General features: G+C 50.2%; 6 protein-coding genes. All 6 read right to left on the bottom strand.

What is annotated here, in order from left to right:
• Positions 1–62: 62 nt before the first annotated feature.
• The 6 genes from EKN56_RS00090 to EKN56_RS00065 all read right to left on the bottom strand — a co-directional run bounded on the left by EKN56_RS00090 (position 63) and on the right by EKN56_RS00065 (position 23,236).
• Positions 63–2,537 carry an Ig-like domain-containing protein gene (locus tag EKN56_RS00090; protein ID WP_130589948.1) on the bottom strand — a complete coding sequence of 825 codons (2,475 nt, stop codon included), beginning with the start codon at positions 2,535–2,537 and terminating at the stop codon, positions 63–65.
• A complete protein-coding gene (locus EKN56_RS00085; protein ID WP_130589947.1) occupies positions 2,534–16,015 on the bottom strand; it encodes an Ig-like domain-containing protein in 13,482 nt (4,493 codons plus the stop codon). The genes EKN56_RS00090 and EKN56_RS00085 overlap by 4 nt, the downstream gene beginning before the upstream one ends.
• 867 nt (positions 16,016–16,882) lie before the next feature.
• Positions 16,883–17,161 carry an IS1 family transposase gene (locus EKN56_RS00080; RefSeq protein WP_130589946.1) on the bottom strand — a complete coding sequence of 93 codons (279 nt, stop codon included), beginning with the start codon at positions 17,159–17,161 and terminating at the stop codon, positions 16,883–16,885.
• Positions 17,162–17,274: 113 nt separating this feature from the next.
• Complete coding sequence (locus EKN56_RS00075; RefSeq protein WP_130589945.1) at positions 17,275–19,701, bottom strand: TolC family protein; 2,427 nt, start codon at positions 19,699–19,701, stop codon at positions 17,275–17,277.
• A 7-nt stretch (positions 19,702–19,708) separates the two neighbouring features.
• Positions 19,709–20,965, bottom strand: coding sequence for an HlyD family type I secretion periplasmic adaptor subunit (locus EKN56_RS00070; protein WP_130589944.1), 1,257 nt, complete (start codon positions 20,963–20,965; stop codon positions 19,709–19,711).
• Between the two features lie 105 nt (positions 20,966–21,070).
• Complete coding sequence (locus tag EKN56_RS00065) at positions 21,071–23,236, bottom strand: type I secretion system permease/ATPase (RefSeq protein WP_130589943.1); 2,166 nt, start codon at positions 23,234–23,236, stop codon at positions 21,071–21,073.
• Positions 23,237–23,732 lie beyond the last annotated feature (496 nt).

Below are 23,732 nucleotides of genomic sequence, written 5' to 3'. Positions count from 1 at the left end.
AAAGCAGGTCGTTTTTTGTCTTAACGATCGCTGAACGACGATCGCGTTATCTGGTTAGTCAATTACAGAATGACAGGGTTCACCACATTCTCAAGCGGAACCTCAACAGTTGAAGCTCCCATGGTCCAGACGTTATAACTGCTGCCTTCCGATTGATAATGATTCTGCACGCCATTCTCTGTCTGTAGCGCGCTTTCTTTCTCGCTATCAGCAGCAAACGTTAACTCATCCGAACCAACACGCAGAACATCACCCAGAGCAACGGTCATTACGCCCTCTCCGGCATCAGCCGTTGTATCAACGGTGAAGTTAAACACGCCGGATGGATCGCTGACATTGCCATGCATATCTTTCGCAATAACCGTAATCTTGTGTTCACCATCTGCCAATACATATATTGGCGTAAATGACCACTTACCGCTTGCATCAGCCTGCGTTGAACCAATTAATACATCATGGTCATACAGAGAAACAACGTTGCCACTATTGGCAACACCCTTCAGCGTTGGAAGGCTGTCATCGGTAATATCACCTTTTTGTAGCATCCCTTGTTGCGCGCCCACATCATCCAATACGCTTTCAATCTGTGCAGTGAATAAAGGCATACCACATGAGATAATAATCGTGAATGGTGGCGTTGGCATAGTCATATCACCATCCGCATTCACCCCGACAGCCGTCAGCGCATTGTCACCCTCTGGTAGTGGATTTACCGGACGCAAGCTCCATGAGCCATCAGCATCAACCATAGTTCTTCCCAGTTCATGCTGATCGGTTGTATAGACAATAACCATATCGCCAACGGTACCAGTACCTTTAATAACCGGACGATTATCATCCGTCATATCACCAATACTAAGACTACCGGTGACAGCACCAACTTGATCAAGTACTTCAGTAATCACCAGCTCCGGATAAGAAGCCGTATAATCGAGGATAACCACATAATCAGCTGATGGCTGACTTACCTCTTCCTCAGCATTCGTTGCGGTAACAAAGAAAACATGATTCCCATCGGATAATGGCAACTCAGGGGTAAAGCTCCAGTTATAATCATCATTAACGACTGCGCTACCCAGCAGAACACCACGATCGTACACATGGATGATATCTCCCAGCCCGCCTTTACCAAGCAGCGTTGGCGTAAAGTCATCACTGACGCCGCCATTGTTCACCACTTCCTGAGCGTCATTAATCACCACATCAATCGTTGGTGGAACCGGTGGCTCTTCTGGCATTGGTGGATGAATATAGAGATCGTGATCCACAATCACCATAAACTCACCTGACGGAGAACCTGTATTGCCCGCCGCGGTAAAGGCATGCTCACCTTCCGGCAGTTCGGTTGCCGGCGTAAAGCTCCACTTACCCTCACTGTCAGCCATGGTCGAGCCCAGAAGGATGCCATTATCAAAAATGTTCACCACACTGCCCTGTTCTGCGGTGCCCTTCAGCGTTGCTGTACCATTATTGATGGCGGCACCGCTAGTCGTCAGATCGCCACGGAAATCAGCAGATACAGAATCGATGGTCGGCACTGACGGCTCTTCCGGCAGCGGTGGATGAATGTGGAGGTCATAATCCACAATCACCGTAAACTCACCTGACGGAGAACCTGTATTGCCCGCCGCGGTAAAGGCATGTTCACCTTCCGGCAGTTCGGTTGCCGGCGTAAAGCTCCACTTACCGTCGCTGTCGGCCATGGTTGAGCCCAGAAGGGTGCCATTATCAAAAATGTTCACCACGCTGCCCTGCTCTGCGGTGCCCTTCAGCGTCGGTGAACCATTATTAATGGCGGTACCGTTAGTCAGATCGCCACGGAAATCAGCAGATACAGAATCGATGGTCGGCACTGACGGCTCTTCCGGCAACGGTGGATGAATGTGGAGGTCATAATCCACAATCACCGTAAACTCACCTGACGGAGAACCCGTATTGCCCGCCGCGGTAAAGGCGTGCTCACCTTCCGGCAGTTCGGTTGCCGGGGTAAAGCTCCACTTACCCTCACTGTCAGCCATGGTCGAGCCCAGAAGGATGCCATTATCAAAAATGTTCACCACGCTGCCCTGCTCTGCGGTGCCCTTCAGCGTTGGTGTGCCATTATTGATGGCAGTACCGTTAGTCAGATCGCCACGGAAATCAGCAGATACAGAATCGATGGTCGGCACTGACGGCTCTTCCGGCAGCGGTGGATGAATGTGGAGGTCATAATCCACAATCACCGTAAACTCACCTGACGGAGAACCCGTATTGCCCGCCGCGGTAAAGGCATGTTCGCCTTCCGGCAGTTCGGTTGCCGGGGTAAAGCTCCACTTACCCTCACTGTCAGCCATGGTCGAGCCCAGAAGGGTGCCATTATCAAAAATGTTCACCACGCTGCCCTGCTCTGCAGTGCCCTTCAGCGTCGGTGAACCATTATTAATGGCGGTACCGTTAGTCAGATCGCCACGGAAATCAGCAGATACAGAATCGATGGTCGGCACTGACGGCTCTTCCGGCAACGGTGGATGAATGTGGAGGTCATAATCCACAATCACCGTAAACTCACCTGACGGAGAACCCGAGCACCTTCTAACTGCAGGGTGCTACCAGCTTCGCCGTTAACCACGATCGCTTTGTTACCACTGTTAATTGCCAGTTCTTCTGATCCCAGGCGCAGGACATCTTCCAGCGATACGTTCATGGTGTTATTACCATTACCCATATCGAAGATTTCCACTGAGCTCAGTTTGTCTTTCAGCGCACTCAGGTCTAGCAGTTCGCCCGACATATCCAGAATCAGGGTGTCGATACCCTCATCACCAGAGATTGAAGCGAAGTCTGTAGAGATAATGCTGATGGTGTCGTTGCCTTCACCGCCCATGACCTTGTCGTCTTTGCCGATGCCAATAAAGGTATCGTCACCCAGACCACCCATCAGAACGTCTGCCTTATCGGTACCGAACATAATGTCGTCACCACCGGTAAACATCTGAGTAATCGATAGCAGAGACTCGGTCGTTGCCGTCTTAGCCACAATATTGTCATCACCCACTTCGATTTGGTTGTTGACCAGCAAGGTCTCCAGGTCGGTATTCACACCTTTCAATGTGATTAACTCCTGGAAGCCATAGGCTCCACCTTTACCATCACGGTCAATGCTGATAACCGTATCGCTACCGTTGAACTCCACCTTCAGATAATCCAGAACGCCGCGTGATGCGTAATCCAGAGTCATCTTGCCTTCGTCCATGTAGTAGGAGATTGGGCCGGAGTAGTTCAGCAGATCGCTCAGGTCGATCAGGTCTGCGTTCTTATCTGTCCGCAGGTCACCGACCTTAAAGCCAAATATCGTGTCATGACCGGTACCACCCGCTGCGTCACCTTCTTTACCAGCGACTACCCGGTATATCAGCTTGTCGTTACCGCCGTTATACAGGTTGAAGGTGTCATCACCTGCGCCGCCTTCAAACTGGTTGTTGGCTGCACTGTCAGTGAAAGTATCGTTGTAAGCACTACCGATTAAGCCTTCAATGCTCACCAGCGTATCGTTACCGTGTCCGGTTGCTGTACCCGTTCTCAGGTTAGCGGTTACTCCTGAAGTAGCACGGCTATAGTCAACAATATCCAGACCTTCCGTTTCACTCCATACCGCTTCGCCGTTCATAATCAGGTTCCAACCGCCACCACCGGTGTAGGTATCATTTCCTGCTGAACTGAAGAAGGTATCGTTATAACCGGTACCGGTAATACCGCTGGCACCTGTGGTATTGATGGCATCATTGGTATTTTCTGCCGTTAATACATAGGCGTCATGAGCCTTACTGGTAGTCAGGCCACCCCAGGTCTCATTCACTGTACCGTTGGTATAGCCGCCGATAGTGGAGGTAGCACCAACATGGTTTTCAACACCGTTGGTAATACGCAGCAATTGCACCGAGTACACTTCATTTGGATCTAATCCGAAGAAGCTCACCAGACCCATACTGTTACTGGAGCCGGATGCCTGCGGGTTAATCAGCTGTGTAGCCACCAGCTCACCGGCAGAGTTGTACAGTTTGACGGTGTTACTGTAGAAGGTATTGATGCCTTCACCGTCAACAATACGGATCTGCAGGCTGGTACCATCCGCCGCAATATTGGTGTTTTTCACCAGCAGGGTTGGAGCCGCACTGTCACCTTTCACCACGTTGGCTGTTGTACCACCACGGTACAACACCAGGTCCATCGAACCATCCCAGTCGTAGTCAAGCGCGATAGCACCAGTCAGATTGTTGAACTTCTGGGTACCCGTCAGACTGATGGCATTGGCACCCCAGGTGTCAGTGCCGGTATTGGTATACAGCACCGGACTATCATTCACCCCTGAGCGAGGTACTTCGATGATGTCGACTTTACCGTCATGGTTCCAGTCCACCGCCAGTGAGGTACCGCCGTCGAGGCTGTCACCAAACCACAAGGCCTGATTATCAGAAGCTAACAGCTTGCCGGTACCATCGTTCAGATAGATACGGCTTTCATTACTGTTAGCACTGTTCTTCGAACCACGGCTCAGGAACAGATCCAACCAGCCATCGCCGTTGTAATCCGCGTAGGTCATAGAGATGGACAGGTTACCGTAGTCTTCGTGACCGTCATTTCTGAACACGTTGGCGTAATAGCCGACGGAGCCGAAATTGGTTTTTGAAGAACCCGTTGTCTGGTTATACAGAATTCCCAGACCGCGCGAAGTGTTACCTACGTAGCTACCCGCACCGTTGTAGTCAATGTGCGCCGTGATATCGATGGTACCGTTGTTATCGATATCTACCGCACCGACTTCGTGCATCACACTCAGGTTGCCTGGTATAGCGCCGCCCGGATGACCATTATCGAACCCGGAGACTTTCTCATAGCTCAGCACGCCACCTTCGTTCTTCATAAACGAAATGGAGTCAGCCTCAGAGTCAGCCAGTACAAAGTCCAGATATCCATCACCGTGACGGTCATAGGCGACTACACCACCCAGATGGTTTAATGTTCCCTGGTCTACTGCATTCGCCGTAAAGCTGCCGTCCGCATTTTGCAGCCAGTAAGCGGTACGACCACCGTTACCATAAGAACTCACCTGTGACATTACGTCGGTATAGCCATCACGGTTGATATCGGCAAATACCGCTGAGTTAATGTAGCGATCATAGCTGCCATCAGTAACGTTACTTGGTTGTGCCAGGTAAGTAGACTCATAGTTTTCACGGTCGGTTGCGGTATAAACCCGTCCGGCGTTCGCCGTAGTAGAGCCAGAAGTTCCTGCCGCCGCCTGGAAGAATGACCAGGTACCATCCTGGCTAATGGTTACCGCCGCAGAGTTTAATCCACGTCCCGGGCTGACGGTTCCCCCCCAGCTTTGCTCAATTAACGTAGAACCGGCACCATCAGTAACCCCCACGCTGGTAACACCACCCAGGCTTGAGTGGTTACCCGCTTCATCCCATACCATAAATGCCAGGTTATGTGCACCTGCTGGTAATTTGGTATTCAGCGTCCAGTTGCCATTTCCATCTGCGACAGCGAAGCCCAGCACCTGATCCAGACCTTCCTGATAGGTACCGTTGCCGTTCACATCGCTGATCAGTGACACGATAGCTCCTGCTTCTACCCGGCCGTAACGGCTGCTGTCGAAGTTGAAGTCATCCTGAGTGCTGACAATCTTGTTAACATCCGGTGCATCCTGAATGCTATCTGGTACTGTCAGGTCAATGGTCACTTTATAATCGTTAGTGAACGCGGTATTGATACCCACGTTACCAACGTTATCAATTACCTGTAGCTTAGCGTTATAAACCGTATCAGCAGAAACTTCTGGTAACACGTAGCTCCAGCTGTTACCAGCCATCGCAACGTTATGCCATGTAGCACCGTTATCCAGTGAGATTTGCAGCAGCTCACCCGTTTTCAGTGCAGCCGTCAGGGTTCCACCGATAGTGACGTTGCGGTCACGGGTAACCATATCAGTGTTAGTTGAGGTAGCACTTTGGCTAAACAGATCGCCACTCACCAGACCATGGTTGGTATCAGTAGTGATATTGATTGTGGTATTCAGACCTTCCATATCACGACCTACCGTAACGATAGTCATGTCATGAGAGTCTTTATTACCAATGTTGCCCACATCATCCACTACGCGAGCCTGGATAGTGTATTTACCATCAGCCAGCACCGTACCTTGCAGGTCAACGGTCCAGTTAGTACCGGTTACCGACGCTGCACGAGTCCAGGTATTACCACCATCCAGGCTGATTTTTACCCATTCATCTGCCAACAGCGCTTTATCCAGAGTACCGTTGATCAACAGGGTGTTGTCGTTGGTGATAAAGTCAGTGTTAGAGCTTCCGCTATCATCAGAAATATCAGTAATGGTGATTTTCGCATCCGATACTGACGTATCTATCGTAATGATAAATTCAGGACTTGGTCCGGCGGTATTACCTACAGCATCCACTTCAACCACGGTAAATTTGTAGGTGCCGTCAGCCAACGCACTGGACTGAACCAGTTCGTGAGTCCAGATGTTATTGGCTCCGACAGTGGTACTACCTACCTGACGTTTAATACCATCTTCACCTTCTGCATAGATAATAATGGTATTGCCGATTTCATGACCGGTACCTGTCAGTTCCGGACGGTTATCGTCAGTACCTTCGCCAGACTTCAGATCACCGGTGATGATGCCAACGTTATCGACGGCCTTGTCGATCTTCAGTTCGCCACCTGTTGGTCCCTGAGTATCAATAGTCAGCGTAAAGTCAGGCGTTGGTGTGCTCTGGTTACCCGCTTCATCAGACGCGATGACATAGTAGTCATGGCGGCCATCTGCCTGCGGTGGTAGCTCATACACCCATTTACCCAGATCGTTAGCGACCACACTGCCCAGCGGTTTATCATTCTCATCATAGATGGTGATGATGCTGCCCTTCTCAGCGTTACCGTGCAGGGTTGGCGTGTTATCGTCGGTCTTATCGCCGGTTTTCAGGTCGCCAGTGATAGTACCGAAGTCATCCACGGCTTTTTCAATGGTTGGTGCGGCTGGCGGAATGTTATCAATAGTGAAGATAAACTCCGGACTAACCGGCGTTACGTTGCCAGATGCATCTTTACCGGTAATCGTAACTTTATGTACACCCTGACCTAAATCAGTAGCTGGGATAAAGCTCCAGGAGCCATCGGCTTTCACCGTCGCAGTACCCTGATTCACACCATCAATAAAGATTGTGATAATGCTGCCTGGTTTACTGCCAGTACCCACAATCTCAGGACGCAGGTCGTCAGTAATTTCACCCGTCAGAACATCACCAGTGATGGTACCAACATCATCAATCAGTTTTTCGATCGTGACGGACAACGTACTGGTATCAATAGTGATATTAATTTCAGAAGTAGCATCACTAATATTCCCCGCCTTATCGGTTACCGTGGTGGTGAACTTGTATTTACCATCCGGTAACTCGGTAGTTGGAGTAAATGTCCAGGTTCCACCGGCGGTAACGGTAGCAGAACCAATAGCAACACCATCGTTGTAGATAGTGACAATACTGTTCGGCTCCGCCTGACCACTAAAGGTTGGAGTAGCGTCATCAGTAGTATCACGATCGTAAAGTAAGCCCTGATAATCTCCTTCGTTATCGGTGATCTTCAGGTCTGTAACCGGTGAAGGTGGCGTGGTATCCACAGTCACTACAAATACATCACTTGGATCGCTCACCTGACCAATGGTTGAAGTCGCAGTGAACGTGATGTTGTAAGTAGAGCCATCTTTCAGAGGCTGATCTGGTGTAATTGTCCAATTACCCAGAGAGTCGGCCTTCGCGCTGCCTAACAGAGTGGTTCCGTCATACATCTTAACAATACTGTCGGCTGCTGCTGTACCTTCAAACACCGGTTTGGCGTCATCGGTAACATCACCACTCTTCAGTTCGCCGGTAATTGGCCCTTGATCGTCCAGAACCGTTACCAGTACTGGTGCTAACAGTACGGTGCTATCAACAATAACTTTGTACGAATCGCTTGGACCGACCTTATTACCTACTGGATCCATTTCTACGGCGGTAAATACGTTATCACCGGTAGACAGAGCCTGAGATGGACGCAGTTCCCACTTACCATTAATGTCAACTTTAGCCGTACCCAGTTCGCGTTTACCTGCACCATCTTCTACATAAACAAAGATAGTGTCGCCTGCGGTACCCTCGCCTTTAATGGTTGGACGGGTATCGTCGGTATATTCACCGTCTTTAATGTTGCCTTTGTAATCACCGACCTGATCGTCTACGCCAACAATTTTCAGCGCATCAATATCCGGACCGGTGAAATCCATGGTCAACACAAAGTCAGTGGATGGCTGGCTGACGTTGCCTGCTGCATCAGTAGAGGTTGCATAGAAGGTATGCTTGCCTTCAGTCTGTGCCGAGGTTGGCGTGTAGCTCCAGGCACCGGTGGTACTGTCTGCTACCGCACTACCCAGCAGGGCGCCGTCCACGTAGATCTTAACGATGCTGCCGTTTTCCGCTTTACCCATCAGAGTTGGCGTCGGATCATCGGTGGCGCTGTTGTGATACAACGGATCCTGAATGGCTCCTACGTCATCAATGGCCGATTCAATGGTCGGACGAGCCGGTGCCACGGTATCCACGCTAAACTCAAACGCTGCCGTTGGGCCTTCCACGTTACCAGATGGCTCTTTCGACACCGCGGTAATGCTGTGTTTACCCTGACCTAAATCGCCACTTGGCGTAAAGCTCCAGCTACCATCTGGCTTAACGGTAGTGCTGCCCAGCTCAGTGGCACCATCAAAGATGGTGATGATACTGCCGGCTTTACCCTTACCGAAGATTTCCGGACGGGCATCGTCGGTCACACCATTTGGCTCGATGTTGCCGGTGATATCCCCCTGATCGTCGTACAGACGGTCAATGCTGACCGGTACGCTGGAAGTATCAATAGTGATATTCACTGTCGGGCTGGCATCGCTGACGTTACCCGCTTTATCGGTCACCGTGGTGGTGAACTTGTAGTCACCGTCCGGCAGGCGATCGCTTGGGGTAAAGGTCCAGCTACCGTTATCGGCAACCTTAACCGAACCAATGGCGGTACCGTCGTTATAGATGGTCACCACACTGCCCACTTCCGCTTTACCGCTGAAGGTTGGCGTGGAGTCATCGGTGGTGTCGCGATCGTACAGCAGGCCCTGATAATCCCCTTCGTTATCGGTGATCTTCAGATCCTGTACCGCACCCGGCTTGGTGGTATCCACTTCAAAGTTGAAGATACCGGTCTTATCACTGACCTGACCAATCGGGTTGGTGGCATCAGCCGTCAGGTTGTAGAAACCGTCCTTCAGCGCCGGATTTGGCGTGAACTGCCACGCCCCTTTGTCATCCACCTGTGCAGAGCCAATCACGTTACCGTCGTTGTAGATGGTCACGATACCGTTGGCCACCGCCGTTCCCTTCAGGGTTGGGGTGTTATCATCGGTCACATCGCCTTTTTGCAGCGCACCGGTGATAGAGCCAACGTTATCTTCCACCCGATCGATGGTTGGTGGTGACGGTGGTGTGGTTTCCAGCGTCACGTCGTACTCATTGCTTGGACCGACTTTGTTACCCACCGGATCCATTTCTACGGCGGTAAACACGTTCTTACCGGAGTTCAGCACCGTATCCGGACGCAGGCTCCACTTGCCGTTGGTATCCACTGTCGCGGTACCCAGCAGGCGCTCGCCTAAGTCATCTTTCACATACACAAAGATGGTATCACCGGACGTGCCTTCCCCTTTAATGGTTGGACGGGTATCGTCGGTCTCTTTACCGGATTCAACGTTACCGGTGACCTTACCGACGTTATCAATCACTTCGGTGATCTTCAGCGCATCCGGATCCGGACCGGTGAAGTCCATGGTCAGCACAAAGTCGGCCGATGGCTGGCTGACGTTGCCCGCTTTATCCGTCGCAGTGACGTAGAAGGTATGTTTGCCTTCGGTCTGTGCCGACGTTGGCGTGTAACTCCAGGCACCGGTGGTGCTGTCTGCTACCGCGCTGCCCAGCAGGGCACCGTCCACGTAGATCTTAACGATGCTGCCGTTTTCCGCTTTACCCATCAGGGTTGGTGTCGGGTCATCGGTGGCGCTGTTGTGATACAGCGGATCCTGAATGGCACCCATATCATCAAGGGCCGAGTCAATGGTCGGACGGCCAGGCGCTACGGAGTCTACATTAAACTCAAACGCCGCCGTTGGGCCTTCCACATTACCGGACGGCTCTTTCGAGATAACGGTAATGCTGTGTTTACCCTGACCTAAATCACCATTTGGCGTAAAGCTCCAGCTACCATCCGCCTTCACGGTGGTGCTGCCCAGCTCAGTGGCGCCGTCATAGACAGTAATCACACTGCCGGCTTTACCGCTACCGAAGATTTCCGGACGGGTATCGTCGGTCACACCATTTGGCTCGATATTGCCGGTGATATCCCCCTGATCGTCGTACAGGCGGTCAATGCTGACCGGTACTTTGGAGGTGTCGATAGTGATATTCACTGTCGGGCTGGCATCGCTGACGTTACCCGCTTTATCGGTCACCGTGGTGGTGAACTTGTAGTCACCGTCCGGCAGGCGATCGCTTGGGGTAAAGGTCCAGCTACCGTTATCGGCAACCTTAACCGAACCAATGGCGGTACCGTCGTTATAGATGGTCACCACACTGCCCACTTCCGCTTTACCGCTGAAGGTTGGCGTGGAGTCATCGGTAGTGTCGCGATCGTACAGCAGGCCCTGATAATCCCCTTCGTTATCGGTGATCTTCAGATCCTGCGCCGCATCCGGTTTAGTGGTATCCACTTCAAAGTTGAAGATACCGGTCTTATCACTGACCCGGCCTACAGGGTCAGTAGCATCAGCCGTCAGATTGTAGAAACCGTCCTTCAGCGCCGGATTTGGCGTGAACTGCCATGCCCCTTTGTCATCCACCTGCGCAGAGCCAATCACGTTGCCGTTGTTGTAGATGGTCACGATACCGTTGGCCACCGCCGTCCCTTTCAGGGTTGGGGTGTTATCATCGGTCACGTCACCTTTTTGCAGCGCACCGGTGATAGAGCCAACGTTATCTTCCACCCGATCGATGGTTGGTGGTGACGGTGGCGTACTCTCCAGCGTCACATCGTACTCATTACTGCGACCGACTTTGTTGCCCACCGGATCCATTTCTTCTGCGGTAAACACGTTCTTACCGGAGTTCAGTACCGTATCCGGACGCAGGCTCCACTTGCCGTTGGTATCCACTGTCGCGGTACCCAGCAGGCGCTCGCCTAAGTCATCTTTCACATACACAAAGATGGTGTCACCGGACGTGCCTTCCCCTTTAATGGTTGGACGGTTATCGTCGGTCTCTTTACCGGATTCAACGTTACCGGTGACCTTACCGACGTTATCAATCACTTCGGTGATCTTCAGTGCGTCAATATCCGGGCCGGTGAAGTCCATGGTCAGCACAAAGTCGGCTGATGGCTTACTCACGTTGCCAGCTGCGTCAGTTGCCGTTACATGGAACTTGTTCTCACCTTCTGCTACTGGCGTTGGTGGTGTGAATGTCCACTTACCGGTGGTGCTGTCAGCAATGGTCGAACCTAACAGCGCACCATTACCATAAACGTTCACCACACTACCCTTCTCGGCAGTACCGGTCAGGGTTGGCGTGGAGTCATCGGTCTTATCGCCGCTGTGCAGAGTATCCTGCTTGCTACCCACGTCGTCCTGTGCGGATTCAATAGTTGGCATATTTGGCGCAGTGGTATCGACGGTAAATTCAAACGCTGAACTGCGATCGCTGGAGTTACCCGCCTGATCTTTGGCAATCACGGTAATACTGTGTGAGCCTTCTTTCAGTGGAGTCGTTGGTGTAAAGCTCCAGGTGCCATTGGCTTTGACCGTAGTTTCACCCAGCTTCACTGAACCATCATAGATAGTTACGGTGCTACCCGGTTTACCTTCACCGATAATTTCCGGCTTAGTATCGTCGGTCACACCATTTGGTGTGATATTGCCCTGCTTATCGCCCACATCATCAATTAGCGCACTAATACTGACCACAACACCAGTTGTATCGATAGTGATAGTCAGAGACGGGCTATCTGTGTTGGTGTTACCGGCTTTATCGGTGACGCTGGTGGTAAAGATATGTTCACCATCCGGCAGTTTGCTGTCCGGAGTAAACGACCAGTTACCATTGCTGTCTACTTTAGCGGTACCAATCGCATTGCCATTGTCATAGATGGTTACCGTGCTTTCCGCTTCTGCTTTGCCGCTGAAGGTTGGAGTAGCATCATCGGTGGTATCACCATCCAGAATATAGCCCTGCTTATCGCCGACGTTATCGAAGACTTGCAGGTTTTCAACCGAGTTAGGTGCTTTGGTATCCACTTCAAAATTGAAGATACCGGTCTTATCGCTGGTTTGTCCCACCGGACTGGTAGCGGTTGCAGTAATATTATGCTTACCGTCTGCCAGTGCGGTATCCGGAGTAAACGTCCAGACACCCTTATCGTTGGCAGTCACTGAGCCAATCAGTGTTACGCCATCATAAATACGAACCAGATAACCCGCTTCAGTTGGACGTGAAGGATCCAGCATAACGGTATAGGAATCGCTTGGATTGGTTGCGTTACCTACCGGATCCACTTCCACCGCGGTAAAGACATTCTCACCCGGCAGTAATGGCGTGGTTGGTTGCAGACTCCATTTACCATCAGCACCAACAGTGGTGCTACCAATCACATGATTACCTGTAGCATCTTTCGCATACACGATAATAGTGTCATTTGCCGTACCGGTACCATGAATGGTTGGACGGCTGTCATCCGTGGCACTACCGCTGGTGATATTTCCTGTCACTTCACCGAAGTTGTCTTCAACACCAGTAATCTTCAGATCTTTGGCATCCGGTGGTGTGGTATCCACCACAAACTCAAAGCTGTCCGAAGGATCGCTGGTATTACCCGCTTTATCGGTTTCAGTCACAACAATGTTGTGCGCACCTTCTTCCAGCGGAGTTTCTGGTGTAAACGTCCAGGCTCCATTCTCATCAATAACGGTACTACCAATAACTTTACCGCCGTCGGTAATCGTAATGATATTACCCGGCTCACCTTCTCCAGAGAACGTTGGTGTAGTGTCGTCAGTTTGACTACCGTTAAGGATTGGGCCAGTGACACTCCCCTGATCGTCAATAACGCTATCAATGCCTGGTTTGGTCGGTGGTGTGGTATCTACCACCATTTCAAACGGATCGGACGGGTCGCTTTCGTTACCCGCCGTATCGGTTTCCGTGATCACCAGGCTGTTAGAACCCTCTTCCAATGGAAGATCTGGTCTGACGCTCCAGTTACCACCTTCATCCACGATCGCGGTACCCAGTACATTGCCATCTTCGTCTTTCAGAGTAATGGTGCTGCCCGGTTCACCAACGCCGGTTAATTCCGGACGGGTTTCATTCGTTTCATCACCAGGTTGGATTTCGTCGCCAGCATTGGTACCGGTATGGTCGATCACGCTACCAATAGTTGGTTTCTCAGGTGCGATAGTATCCACCACCACTTCAAACGGATCGGACGGGTCGCTTTCATTACCCGCCGTATCGGTTTCTGTGATCACCAGACTGTTAGAGCCTTCTTCCAGCGGCTGCTCCGGCTTCACCGTCCACTTACCGTCTTCATCTACCGTTGCGGTGCCCAGCACGTTACCGTCTTCGTCTTTCAGGGTAATGGTGCTGCCCGGCTCGCCTTCGCCACTGAACTCCGGCTGTTTTTCATCCGTTGGCTCACCAGAGGTAATTGGCCCGGTCACATTTCCGGTATTATCGGTGACACCGCCAATTTCAGGTTTGGAAGGCGGCGTGGTATCCACCACCACTTCAAACGGATCGGACGGGTCGCTTTCATTACCCGCCGTATCGGTTTCTGTGATCACCAGGCTGTTAGAACCTTCTTCCAGCGGTTGTTCTGGTTTAACCGTCCACTTGCCGTCTTCGTCAACGATGGTACTACCGATGATTTCACCATCTTTGTCTTTGATAACAATGGTGCTGCCTGGTTCACCTTCGCCGTTAAACTCCGGCTGTGTTTCATCCGTTGGTTCACCGGAGGTGATTGGCCCGGTGACATCACCGGTATTATCCGTCACGCCACCGATTTCAGGTTTGGAAGGAGGTGTGGTATCCACCACAAAATCGATAGGAGCAGAAGGGTCACTTTCGTTACCTGACTTGCTGGTTTCAGTAGTGGTAATACTGTGACTACCCTCTTCCAGCGCCACATCCGGGATCAGACTCCAGTTGCCGTCTTCACCAACAACGACGCTACCGATAGGCTCATTGTTATCATAAATAGTGATAATGCCGCCAGGTGTACCTTTACCAGAGAATTCTGGCTTGGTTTCATCAGTTTTATCACCAGACTGAATAGGTCCCGTAATAGCACCGGTATTATCCATGATGGTGATAGAGTCTGGCGGATTAACGCCTGCGGTATCAACGATAAAGTCACGGGAGTCAGAAGGCTCGCTGACATTACCGGCTTTGTCCGTTTGGGTATAAGTAATGCTGTGGCTACCATCCGCTAAATCAAAATCTGGCGTCCAGCTCCAGGTACCGTCATCACCAACGGTAGCACGACCAATCTCTTTGCCTCCGCTGCGGCCGGTACCATCACTATTGTCATAAATAATAATGGTGTTGCCGGCTTCACCCCAGCCTTTAAATTCCGGACGAGCATCGTCGGTAATATCACCATTTTCGATAAGCCCGGTCTTATCACCCACATCATCATAGGCTTCAAGGCGCGGCGGCTTATCTGGCGCGGTAGTATCAACATTGAAATCGAAAGTTGGAGAGGTCTCGCTGGTATTACCAGCTTTGTCGGTTTCCGTAACGGTAACCTGATAATGTCCATCCGCCAGATCTTCGGTTGGCGTCCAGCTCCAGGTACCATCTTCACCAATGGTGGTTTTACCCACTTCTTTTCCATCGATGAAAATCGTAATGGTGTTACCAGCTTCACCTTTACCGGTGAACTCAGGACGAGCATCATCGGTGGTTGCGCCGTTGGCAATTGGCCCCTGAATCGATCCCACATCATCCAGAATATCGCTAAACAACGGTTTATTTGGTGCAGTGGCATCAACAGTAAATGTCAGATCATCAGAATGACCGCTGGTTGAACCTGCTGGATTGGTTTGAGTAATTGTTATTTTATGTGAACCATCAGCCAGCGCAGTGTCCGGTTTAAAGCTCCATTTGCCATCGCTACCAACAACGGTAGAACCGATCGCCTTACCATTGTCATAAACAGTAATGGTGTTACCTGCTTCACCAGTCCCATAAATTGTTGGATTTTTTTCATCGGTAACAGAACCATAGGCAATCTCACCTGTGATAGTACCGGTGATATCGGTTGCGCCGCTAATGGTTGGTACAGAGGCAGGCTCTGGAGCCGGAGATGATTTATCATCTTTGTTATGCTCATAGATAGCATTGCCAACAATACCACCGATAACTGCTGCACCTAAGAACCATGGCCATAATGCTAATAAACCATAGTCATTTTCAGTTTCGGCAAACAGATAAGAACCATCCCCTTGCGAAGCTCCACCTAACGCAACAGGGGCAAAACTACCATCATTAAACAGATAGCCATCACCTAAACCCGAACCATCCGTGATTACATAGGCATATACCTGACCATCCTCTGCCATACCCAACAATGGCGTGTTATTGCCAGAAATATAATAGTCTTCAATAACTATCGCTGGTGTGCTATCTCCTTCTAAAATGACATATAAATCATCACCATTACGCTGCAGAGTTGCGTTTTCAGGTGCGAAATTATCATTTTGGTTTTTAAGAAGGTATTTAGTACCGGGTTGGATCTTTATTTTGATGGGTTTACCCGCGTCAAGGGAAACTATCTGGGAAGGACCACTTCCTGAATTAACCAATAAACTGACATTCTTATTCATTTAGAATAACTCCTTTATCCTTACATATTCCTAGAAAGAAGCATTCTGTTAGGTATATGACAGCACACTTAACCGAACTCTTCTCAAAAGACGAACGCAACGATGCAATTACGTCACAATATCCGACTAAGAAAACATATTAACCCATAAGACAATACTTACGCGATCGAATTATCTATTTATGGTTAGATAAAGGATTTAAAAACCAAACAATAAGGCAAAATAAAGAATAATCATCTTATTTTGATCTGGCGAATAGACAAAACAAAAGAGATATAACAAAAAAAAGAGATATAACAAAAAAAAGAGATATAACAAAAAAAGAGATAAAATAACAACAAAGAAACGCATTAAATTAATATAAAAATAAAATTAGCACTCTTTTTAATAGGCAGCTCACGTTAAAACAAAATAAAAATAAATAATAAAAAATACCAATAACAACATATTTAAAAAAATTAAAATAATAAATATATTAAATTTTACTCAATTAAAACAAATAGATGAAAAAATTATCATTAAAAAAATAGAATGAAAATGTTGAAAATAAAAACTAAAAACAACAAAAATGAAAACCAAGCATAGATTTAAGCCACAAAATTCAATCTGAGAAATATTGTTGAAGACACAATTGCAATCAATCAAAAATAGGTAGGGAACAAGAGTGATAACAATCAGAAACTATTACCTAGGTTAGTATTTATTGTATAATAAAAGAGCATGAACCATAAAAAATTTGAATAAGTAACTATTGTTGTTAATTCCGCCGTTCAGGGTTAGCCAACCATTATTCTTATAAAAAATAAGGCCACCCTTTAGGTGGCCTTATTCAAAATAATTATGCAAAAAAATATTGATTTTAGTCGATCAATTCGACATCCGAGCCAGATGTTTAATATGCTGCTCTACCGTAGAAAGCCGCACTCTGATCTCATTACTAATCTGTTCAGGTGTCAGCTCATCAGTAAGCAGACGCTCGACCTGGGCAGCAATATTCTGCTCTTTACCCTTATAGATATAGTTAGTTTGAAACGTCTTCTTACACAGCGCACAGTAATAACGCTGATGGCCAGATTTAGCAATACCATGCTTCTTAACGCCATTTGCTTCGCCACAGTGGTGACAAATAGGAATTTCTCTTTTCATTATTAACCTCCGTATAGTAACGAAAACCAGTCCATTGAACTTACTCAATACTTAATGCTGGTTTGACTTCTAATCGGTGCTATCGCTCCAGTAATCGATAGCACCTTAAACCACTAATAGACTGGCATTCCCAGCCATCCCAATAACATTGCTGATTCCGCCATGATGCTGATATTGGCGGTATAACCATCAAACTCATTGTTAATAGCCGAAATTTGGTTATTAAAATGGTCATTCTCTGCTGTCAGTACATCCAGCAATGAACGCTTACCCAGGTAGTACCACTGTTCATAGAACATGTTCCTCACCCGATCCGTCTCTGATGACAGTGCCTGATACTCTTTTGCCCGTTCAAAGGCGGAGTCTCGTACCTGGATCATGCTGCGAATTTTGTATTTCAGCTCCAGTACCGTTGTCTCAAACTGCATCTGAGTCGCTTGTGCGCGCTGTACGGCCGCTGCCTGAGATGCCGAGGCCGAACCACCGGTAAACAGATCCCACTCTACGTTGATCCCGGTATACCAGGCCTGTTCATCGCCGTTGCTGTCTCTGGCAGAGCTTTTTGACACTACCCAGTTGATATTCGGGTAGCTGGATGACTTGATAGCATCGGCTTTGTGCAAGCTGGCCTGTACATCTGCCTTTGCCTTCATTATTTGCGGATGATTGTCCAGCGCCGTCAAAATGGTTTGAGTCGACAGTGCAGAATCATCCCACTGTAAGTTTTCCGGTATCTGAACTTCGCGCCCTAACAGACGGGTCATTTTGATTTGGGTGTCGCGCCAGCTGCTTTCCAGTTGCTGTACGTTGGTCTGGGCCTGTAACAGTTTAGACCGGGCCTGAACCAGTTCACTGCCCCGGCCTTTATCGGTCTGGGTGATTTGCGACAACATATTTACCAAATCGGCCATGCGCTTTTCATAAGCTTTTGCCACTTTGATGTCTTTCTGGAATTTATTTAACTCCAGCAACCCTTCAATGGTTTGATAGGCGATCTGATTGCGGGTTAACTTCACCAGTTGTAAGGACGATTTAGACGTCTCTTCAGCACTCTGAATACCGCTGCCGGTTTTACCAAAGTCATACACCGTGGTGGTCATGGATACTGAGCCGCTGGTATCACTCACATCGGAAGAGTAATTATTTCTGGAACCGCTACCAAAACTGGATACTGGTGAGTTAGCACCCACTTTCACCTGCGGCCAGCGGGTACCTTTAATTTCATCCACATCATATTTAGCTGCAGTAAATGCAGCCTGAGCGTTACGGATTTCCGGACTAAAGTTCAGTGCCTGGCGTACGGTACTTTTTACAAACTCAATGGATGGAATACCTTTACCCGCCACCGGCAGTTTATTGGCATAGCCAGAAGCCTTCACATTGCTCTCAGCACTTTGACCATTTTCCGGTGAGCTCAGTGAGGTATCAGTCACTACCCAGTTCAGAATATCCTGTTCAGTCGCAGTTTCTGCACTTGCCGTTGTGGTTTGCATGACCGGCACGGATCGGGTAACCGGACGGGTATCCACCAATGCTTTACCAGATGCCGGTTTAGTTACCGCAGGTATATCGTCTGACGATGAAATATCGGTAAAAGCCAGTTGCTCAGTATCATGGGAATCCACACCCTTTGTGGATTTCACTGGCTGCCCGGCCGCTACAGCCGCAACAGTTTGTTTCAGATTGTGTTCTGCTACCGCCACACCACTCATCGAGGCTATCGGAGCCGGATTTTTCGCACTGCGTTTGGGTTCTGGCTCTGCCACTGAAACAGGAGTACTACTCGCGACAGTGTCAACGTTAGTCTCTGGCGCATTAATTGCGGTAAACTCCAGCGCATCAGGATCGGAAGATGCCATCGTAGAAATCAACGGTTTTACGTCTGGTTGCGTACTGGCTTTAGCGGGTTGAGCCCCGGTATCTTTTACTACCCAGAGTTTGCCATCACGACCCACTGTAGTGATTGGTGCTGCTATTGATACAATCGGTGCCGGATTTTGTGCGGTTCTAACCGGTTGCGGCTCTGCCACAACCACCGGCGCTGGCGTGCTGTTTGCCACTGCTTTTGGGGCGGTCTCTGTGGCGTCAATATCCATCAGCTCCAGCACCTGATTATCATCGCCTGATGGCTGGCGAACGGGTTCAGAAGCGGGTTGAGTCGGCGCATCCTGCTGCCAGCCTTTATGGCTGCTGGCAGTCGACACAGGCACAGCTGCGGGCTTAGTGCCTGTCGACCAGCTGTTACCGTCACGACCCACGGTCGATACCGGTGCAGGAGGGGGCACAACAATTGCCGGGGTCACTTCACGGGCAGGTGTAGCTGATACCGGGGTTGGCGTAATCATTACCGGTTCGGCCTGAGCCACCGGCATATCAACCACTTTCGGTTTGACCGCCGGTGGAGGCGGCTGATTGACCGCACCCGCACGACGCCCCGGCTGTAACGCCTGTAATAATTTATCGTCCACCTGTGCTGACATGGCGGTTGTCACCGTCACCGATAAGGAGAGTGTCAGCAGGGCCAGTTGTTTCATCTTCATATATTTATTAACGCTCCCGGAACGCTTCTCTGGCTTTCAAGACTGGTTTCAGGATGTAATCCAGTATGGTTTTCTCTCCCGTTCTGATTTCTACCGTGGCTATCATGCCCGGCATAATCGGGAAGACCTTGTCTTTGGCGGTCAGTGCCGCTTTGTCAGTACGCACTAACACCCGGTAATAGGTGGTATCACCACGACCCTGACGCATCTTGTCTTCATCTTTCAGGGTATCGGCACTGATGTGCTCCAGCGTGCCGCTTAAGCCGCCGTATATCGCATAGTCATAGGCGGTGATTTTGACCGTGGCCTTCAGGCCGGGATGCAGGAATGCCACATCCGACGGTTTAATCTTCGCTTCCACCAGCAGTTGATCTTCCAGCGGGATAATCGCCATGATCTCACCGCCCTGTTGGATAACCCCGCCAACGGTGGTCACTTTGATGTTATTCACCGTGCCACGTACCGGGGCCACGATGGTGGTCCGGTTCATCACGTCTTCCCGGGCCGCTACGTTCTCCACGCTTTGTGCCAGCTCACTTTCGAATTTGTTCAACTCGGCGTTGGCCTCGGAGCGGAAGCGGTTCTGACGTTCAGCAATTTGCAGGCGGAACTCGTTAGCCTGACGGCGCATCCGCAGCAGTTCCACTTCGGACATTAACCCCTTTTGCATCAGCGGTTCGGACAGATTGATTTCATCTTCCGCCAGCTTCAGGCTGGTTTGCAGCGTTTTAACACTCTCATCCAGCGTCTGCTTGCGGGCGCTATAAGCCTGGGTTTCATCTTTCACCACTGACGGCACCGCCATCACGTCTGCCGGGAACACCAGCGGCGTACCGTAAGCTTCGGCCCGCAGGCGAGTGATGGTACCTTTCAGGCCAATCACCTTGGAAACCCCTTCGCGATATACTGCGCCGGCGCGGGTCGGGTCAATTTTCAACAGCACCTGACCTTTCTCAACAATGTCCCCTTCACGCACGTTCAGCTCTTCCAGGATCCCGCCTTCCAGGCTCTGGATAATCTGCTCTCGGCTGGCAGGAATAATCCGCCCTTCTCCCAGGGTGATCTCTTCCACCCGCGCAAACTTCGCCCAGACAAGGGCGATAATCAGGATCGCGCCGATTAAATACAGCATGATCAGGCTGAACGGCGTCTTTTGCTCGATCAGCGCTTCCTGCAGGTCACGCATAAACGGCAGATCGCTGCTTTTTACTTTTCCTGTTGGTGCCGGTAATCCACCACCCACTTTTTGTATCTTGTCTGTCATTGAACCGTATTCTCCGGCGCTATCCGCGCCATCTGTTGCTATCCATTACTGACGTCCTTGTCGAAAGTGGGTGATTTTCTTACACCCACCATCTAAAAACATCGGTTACTGCGCCTTACCGTTAGCTTTAAGAGCGGCGATAACTTCATCTTTTGGTCCGTCCGCCACCACCTTGCCCTCATCCAGCACAATCAGCCGGTCCACCAGCTCCAGCAGTGAGAAGCGGTGAGTGACCAGCACCACCGTCTGGTCAGTAATGGAGGTTTTTAACTTATTGATAAACTGCAATTCGGTCATAGCATCCATCGAACTGGTCGGTTCATCCATCAGCAGAATTTTGGGTTTTAACAGCAGGCAACGGGCCAGTGATACCAGCTGTTTCTGACCGCCGGAAATACCCTGTCCCATTTCGCCGATGGGCATTTCAAAGCCTAACGGGTGGCGCATCGCCACTTTGTCCAGGCCGGTCATACGGGCTACCTGTAATAACTCTTCGGTCGCCACCGATGGATTACCAATGGTGACGTTTTCCCGCAGGGTGCCGAAAAACAGACGACTGTCCTGCCCCACATAGCCTACCGAGGTGCGCCAGTCTGCCGGGTCTACCTGAGTGGCATCCACGTTGTCGATCATCAGCTGACCGCCACCCGGCTGGAACAGTCGTGCCATCACTTTCAATAAAGTAGATTTACCGCTGCCGATGCTGCCGAGGATCGCCACCCGCTCACCCCGACGGATAGAGATATTGATTTTTTGCAGTACCACCGGCGCACTCATCATCATGTTGCCGCTCGGGTAACTGAAGTTGACGTTCTTTAAACGCAGGTTGCCGGTAAAGTTAGGAGCCGACAGATAGTGAATTTTCTCGTCACGCTCGGTAGGCATTTTCATTAACTGGTTCAGTGAACTCAGCGCGGCTTTCGCCTGCTGGAAACGCAGGGTCAGACCCACTACCGAACCCAGTGGCGACAGAGTACGACCCGATAAGATCACCGCACCGATCATCGAACCCATGGTCAGTTCACCGGCATGGATGAGATAGACACCCCAGATAACGATGGCCACCGTGGTCAGCTGTTGCATAAAGCTGACAAAGGTGGTGGTGGTACTGGATAACGCTTTAGTCTTCATTGAGGTGGCCGCTGCCAGCGCACTGAAGTCTTCCCAGCGCTTTTGCATCACCCCTTCACCCTGCGCAGCTTTCAGCGATTCCAGCCCGTCGATGGTTTCAATCAGCAGGCCCTGTTTAAGGGAGATTTCCCGCAGGTTTTCCTTCATGTTTTTTGCCAGCGGCCACTGCACGCACAGGCTGACAATCAGGATAATCGGCACCGCACACAACGGAACCAGCACCAGCGGACCGGCTACCAGATAGATGATAAACAGGAACAGCGCACAGAACGGCAGATCCGACAGCGTTGATAACGTCGCGGAGGTAACGAAATCGCGCACCGATTCAAATTCACGCAACTGGTTAGCAAAGGCACCAGAGGATTGCGGTTTGCTCTCCATGCGGATCCCCAGCACTTGCCTGAACAACATGGTTCCCAGCAGTAAATCTGCTTTCTTACCCGCAATATCAAACAGGTGAGATCTTACTAACCTTGAGACAAATTCGAAGATGATGGCGATAAATACGCCGATACCTAATGACCATAAAGTCACATAGGCCTGAGTCGGTACCACCCGGTCATACACGTTCATGGTGAAGAAGGTGGAGGCCAGCGTCAGGACGTTGGCTAACAGCGCAGCAAGGGCCGCACTGGCAAAGTAGTGGCGGTAGCGCCACAGGGTGGAGAACAGCCAGTGGCCTTCTTTATTCGGTTCCGGCAGGCAGTCGTTGCTGCGTTCATCCAGTTTGGGTTTAGGGTTACACAGCAGGGCGTAACCGGAATACATCTCTTCCAGCGCACGGGCAGACAGAGTTACTTCGCCGCCGTTTTCCGGCAGGATCACCCGATAGGATGAACCGGCACCTTTACCGCTGCTGCGTTCGGTAACGATACAGTGGCTACCGTCTTTACGGGTAAGCACCACCGGGAACAGGTAAGAGAACAGTTGGTCTAAATCCCGCTCCACCCAGGCAACGCCCATGCCGATCTGGTCCAGCATGCGCAGGGCAAGCTGGGAAGTTAGTTTCGGCTCTTTAGGCAGCCCGGCGTACAGTACCGCGGCACTGGCCGGTTTATTGTAATATGCTGCCAGCCACTGAACGGACCAGAGTAAGCTGTCCTGTTGAGCGTCCGTTGCGGGGGCGAAATCCTGACTCATAGTTATTGTTATTCCTGTTGTTGGTGCTTCATCTATTTTTTGATATGGGTAGCAGACTTCGGTTTTCTTGATGGTGGAAATCCGCTGTCCATATCATTAGCTCAATGTGTTGCTTAATATTATTAAATAAGCTTTTTTGGATATTCCGGCCGTAAAGGCAATGTGCTTATATCGCCTTTGTGTTCGGCCGGAAGACCGGTTGTACTTTAATTCGGAGGGCGTCGGGCATTACCCTCCGATTAACATCTTTTACTATTAGCTTCCGCGGATATTCCGGCCGTAAAAGCAATGTGCTTATATCGCCTTTGTGCCCGGCCGGAAGACCATTTGTACTTTACCCTTGTGGGCGTCGGGCCTAGCCCGCCTACGGGCGCTTCGTTGGCTTACGCCAAGTCGACCCCCACGGCGGCCTCTCCCTCCGATTGGCTTTGATAAATTCAAGACCAATCTCTTTTCTAACTATCAAACCGGTTGGTACAAATTCAGGTACCAAACC

Origin of the sequence: Limnobaculum zhutongyuii (assembly GCF_004295645.1) — a bacterium.
Classification (GTDB): Bacteria; Pseudomonadota; Gammaproteobacteria; order Enterobacterales; family Enterobacteriaceae; genus Limnobaculum; species Limnobaculum zhutongyuii.
Note: the sequence above shows the minus strand (reverse complement) of the source record. Positions and strands in the feature narration are given on the sequence as shown.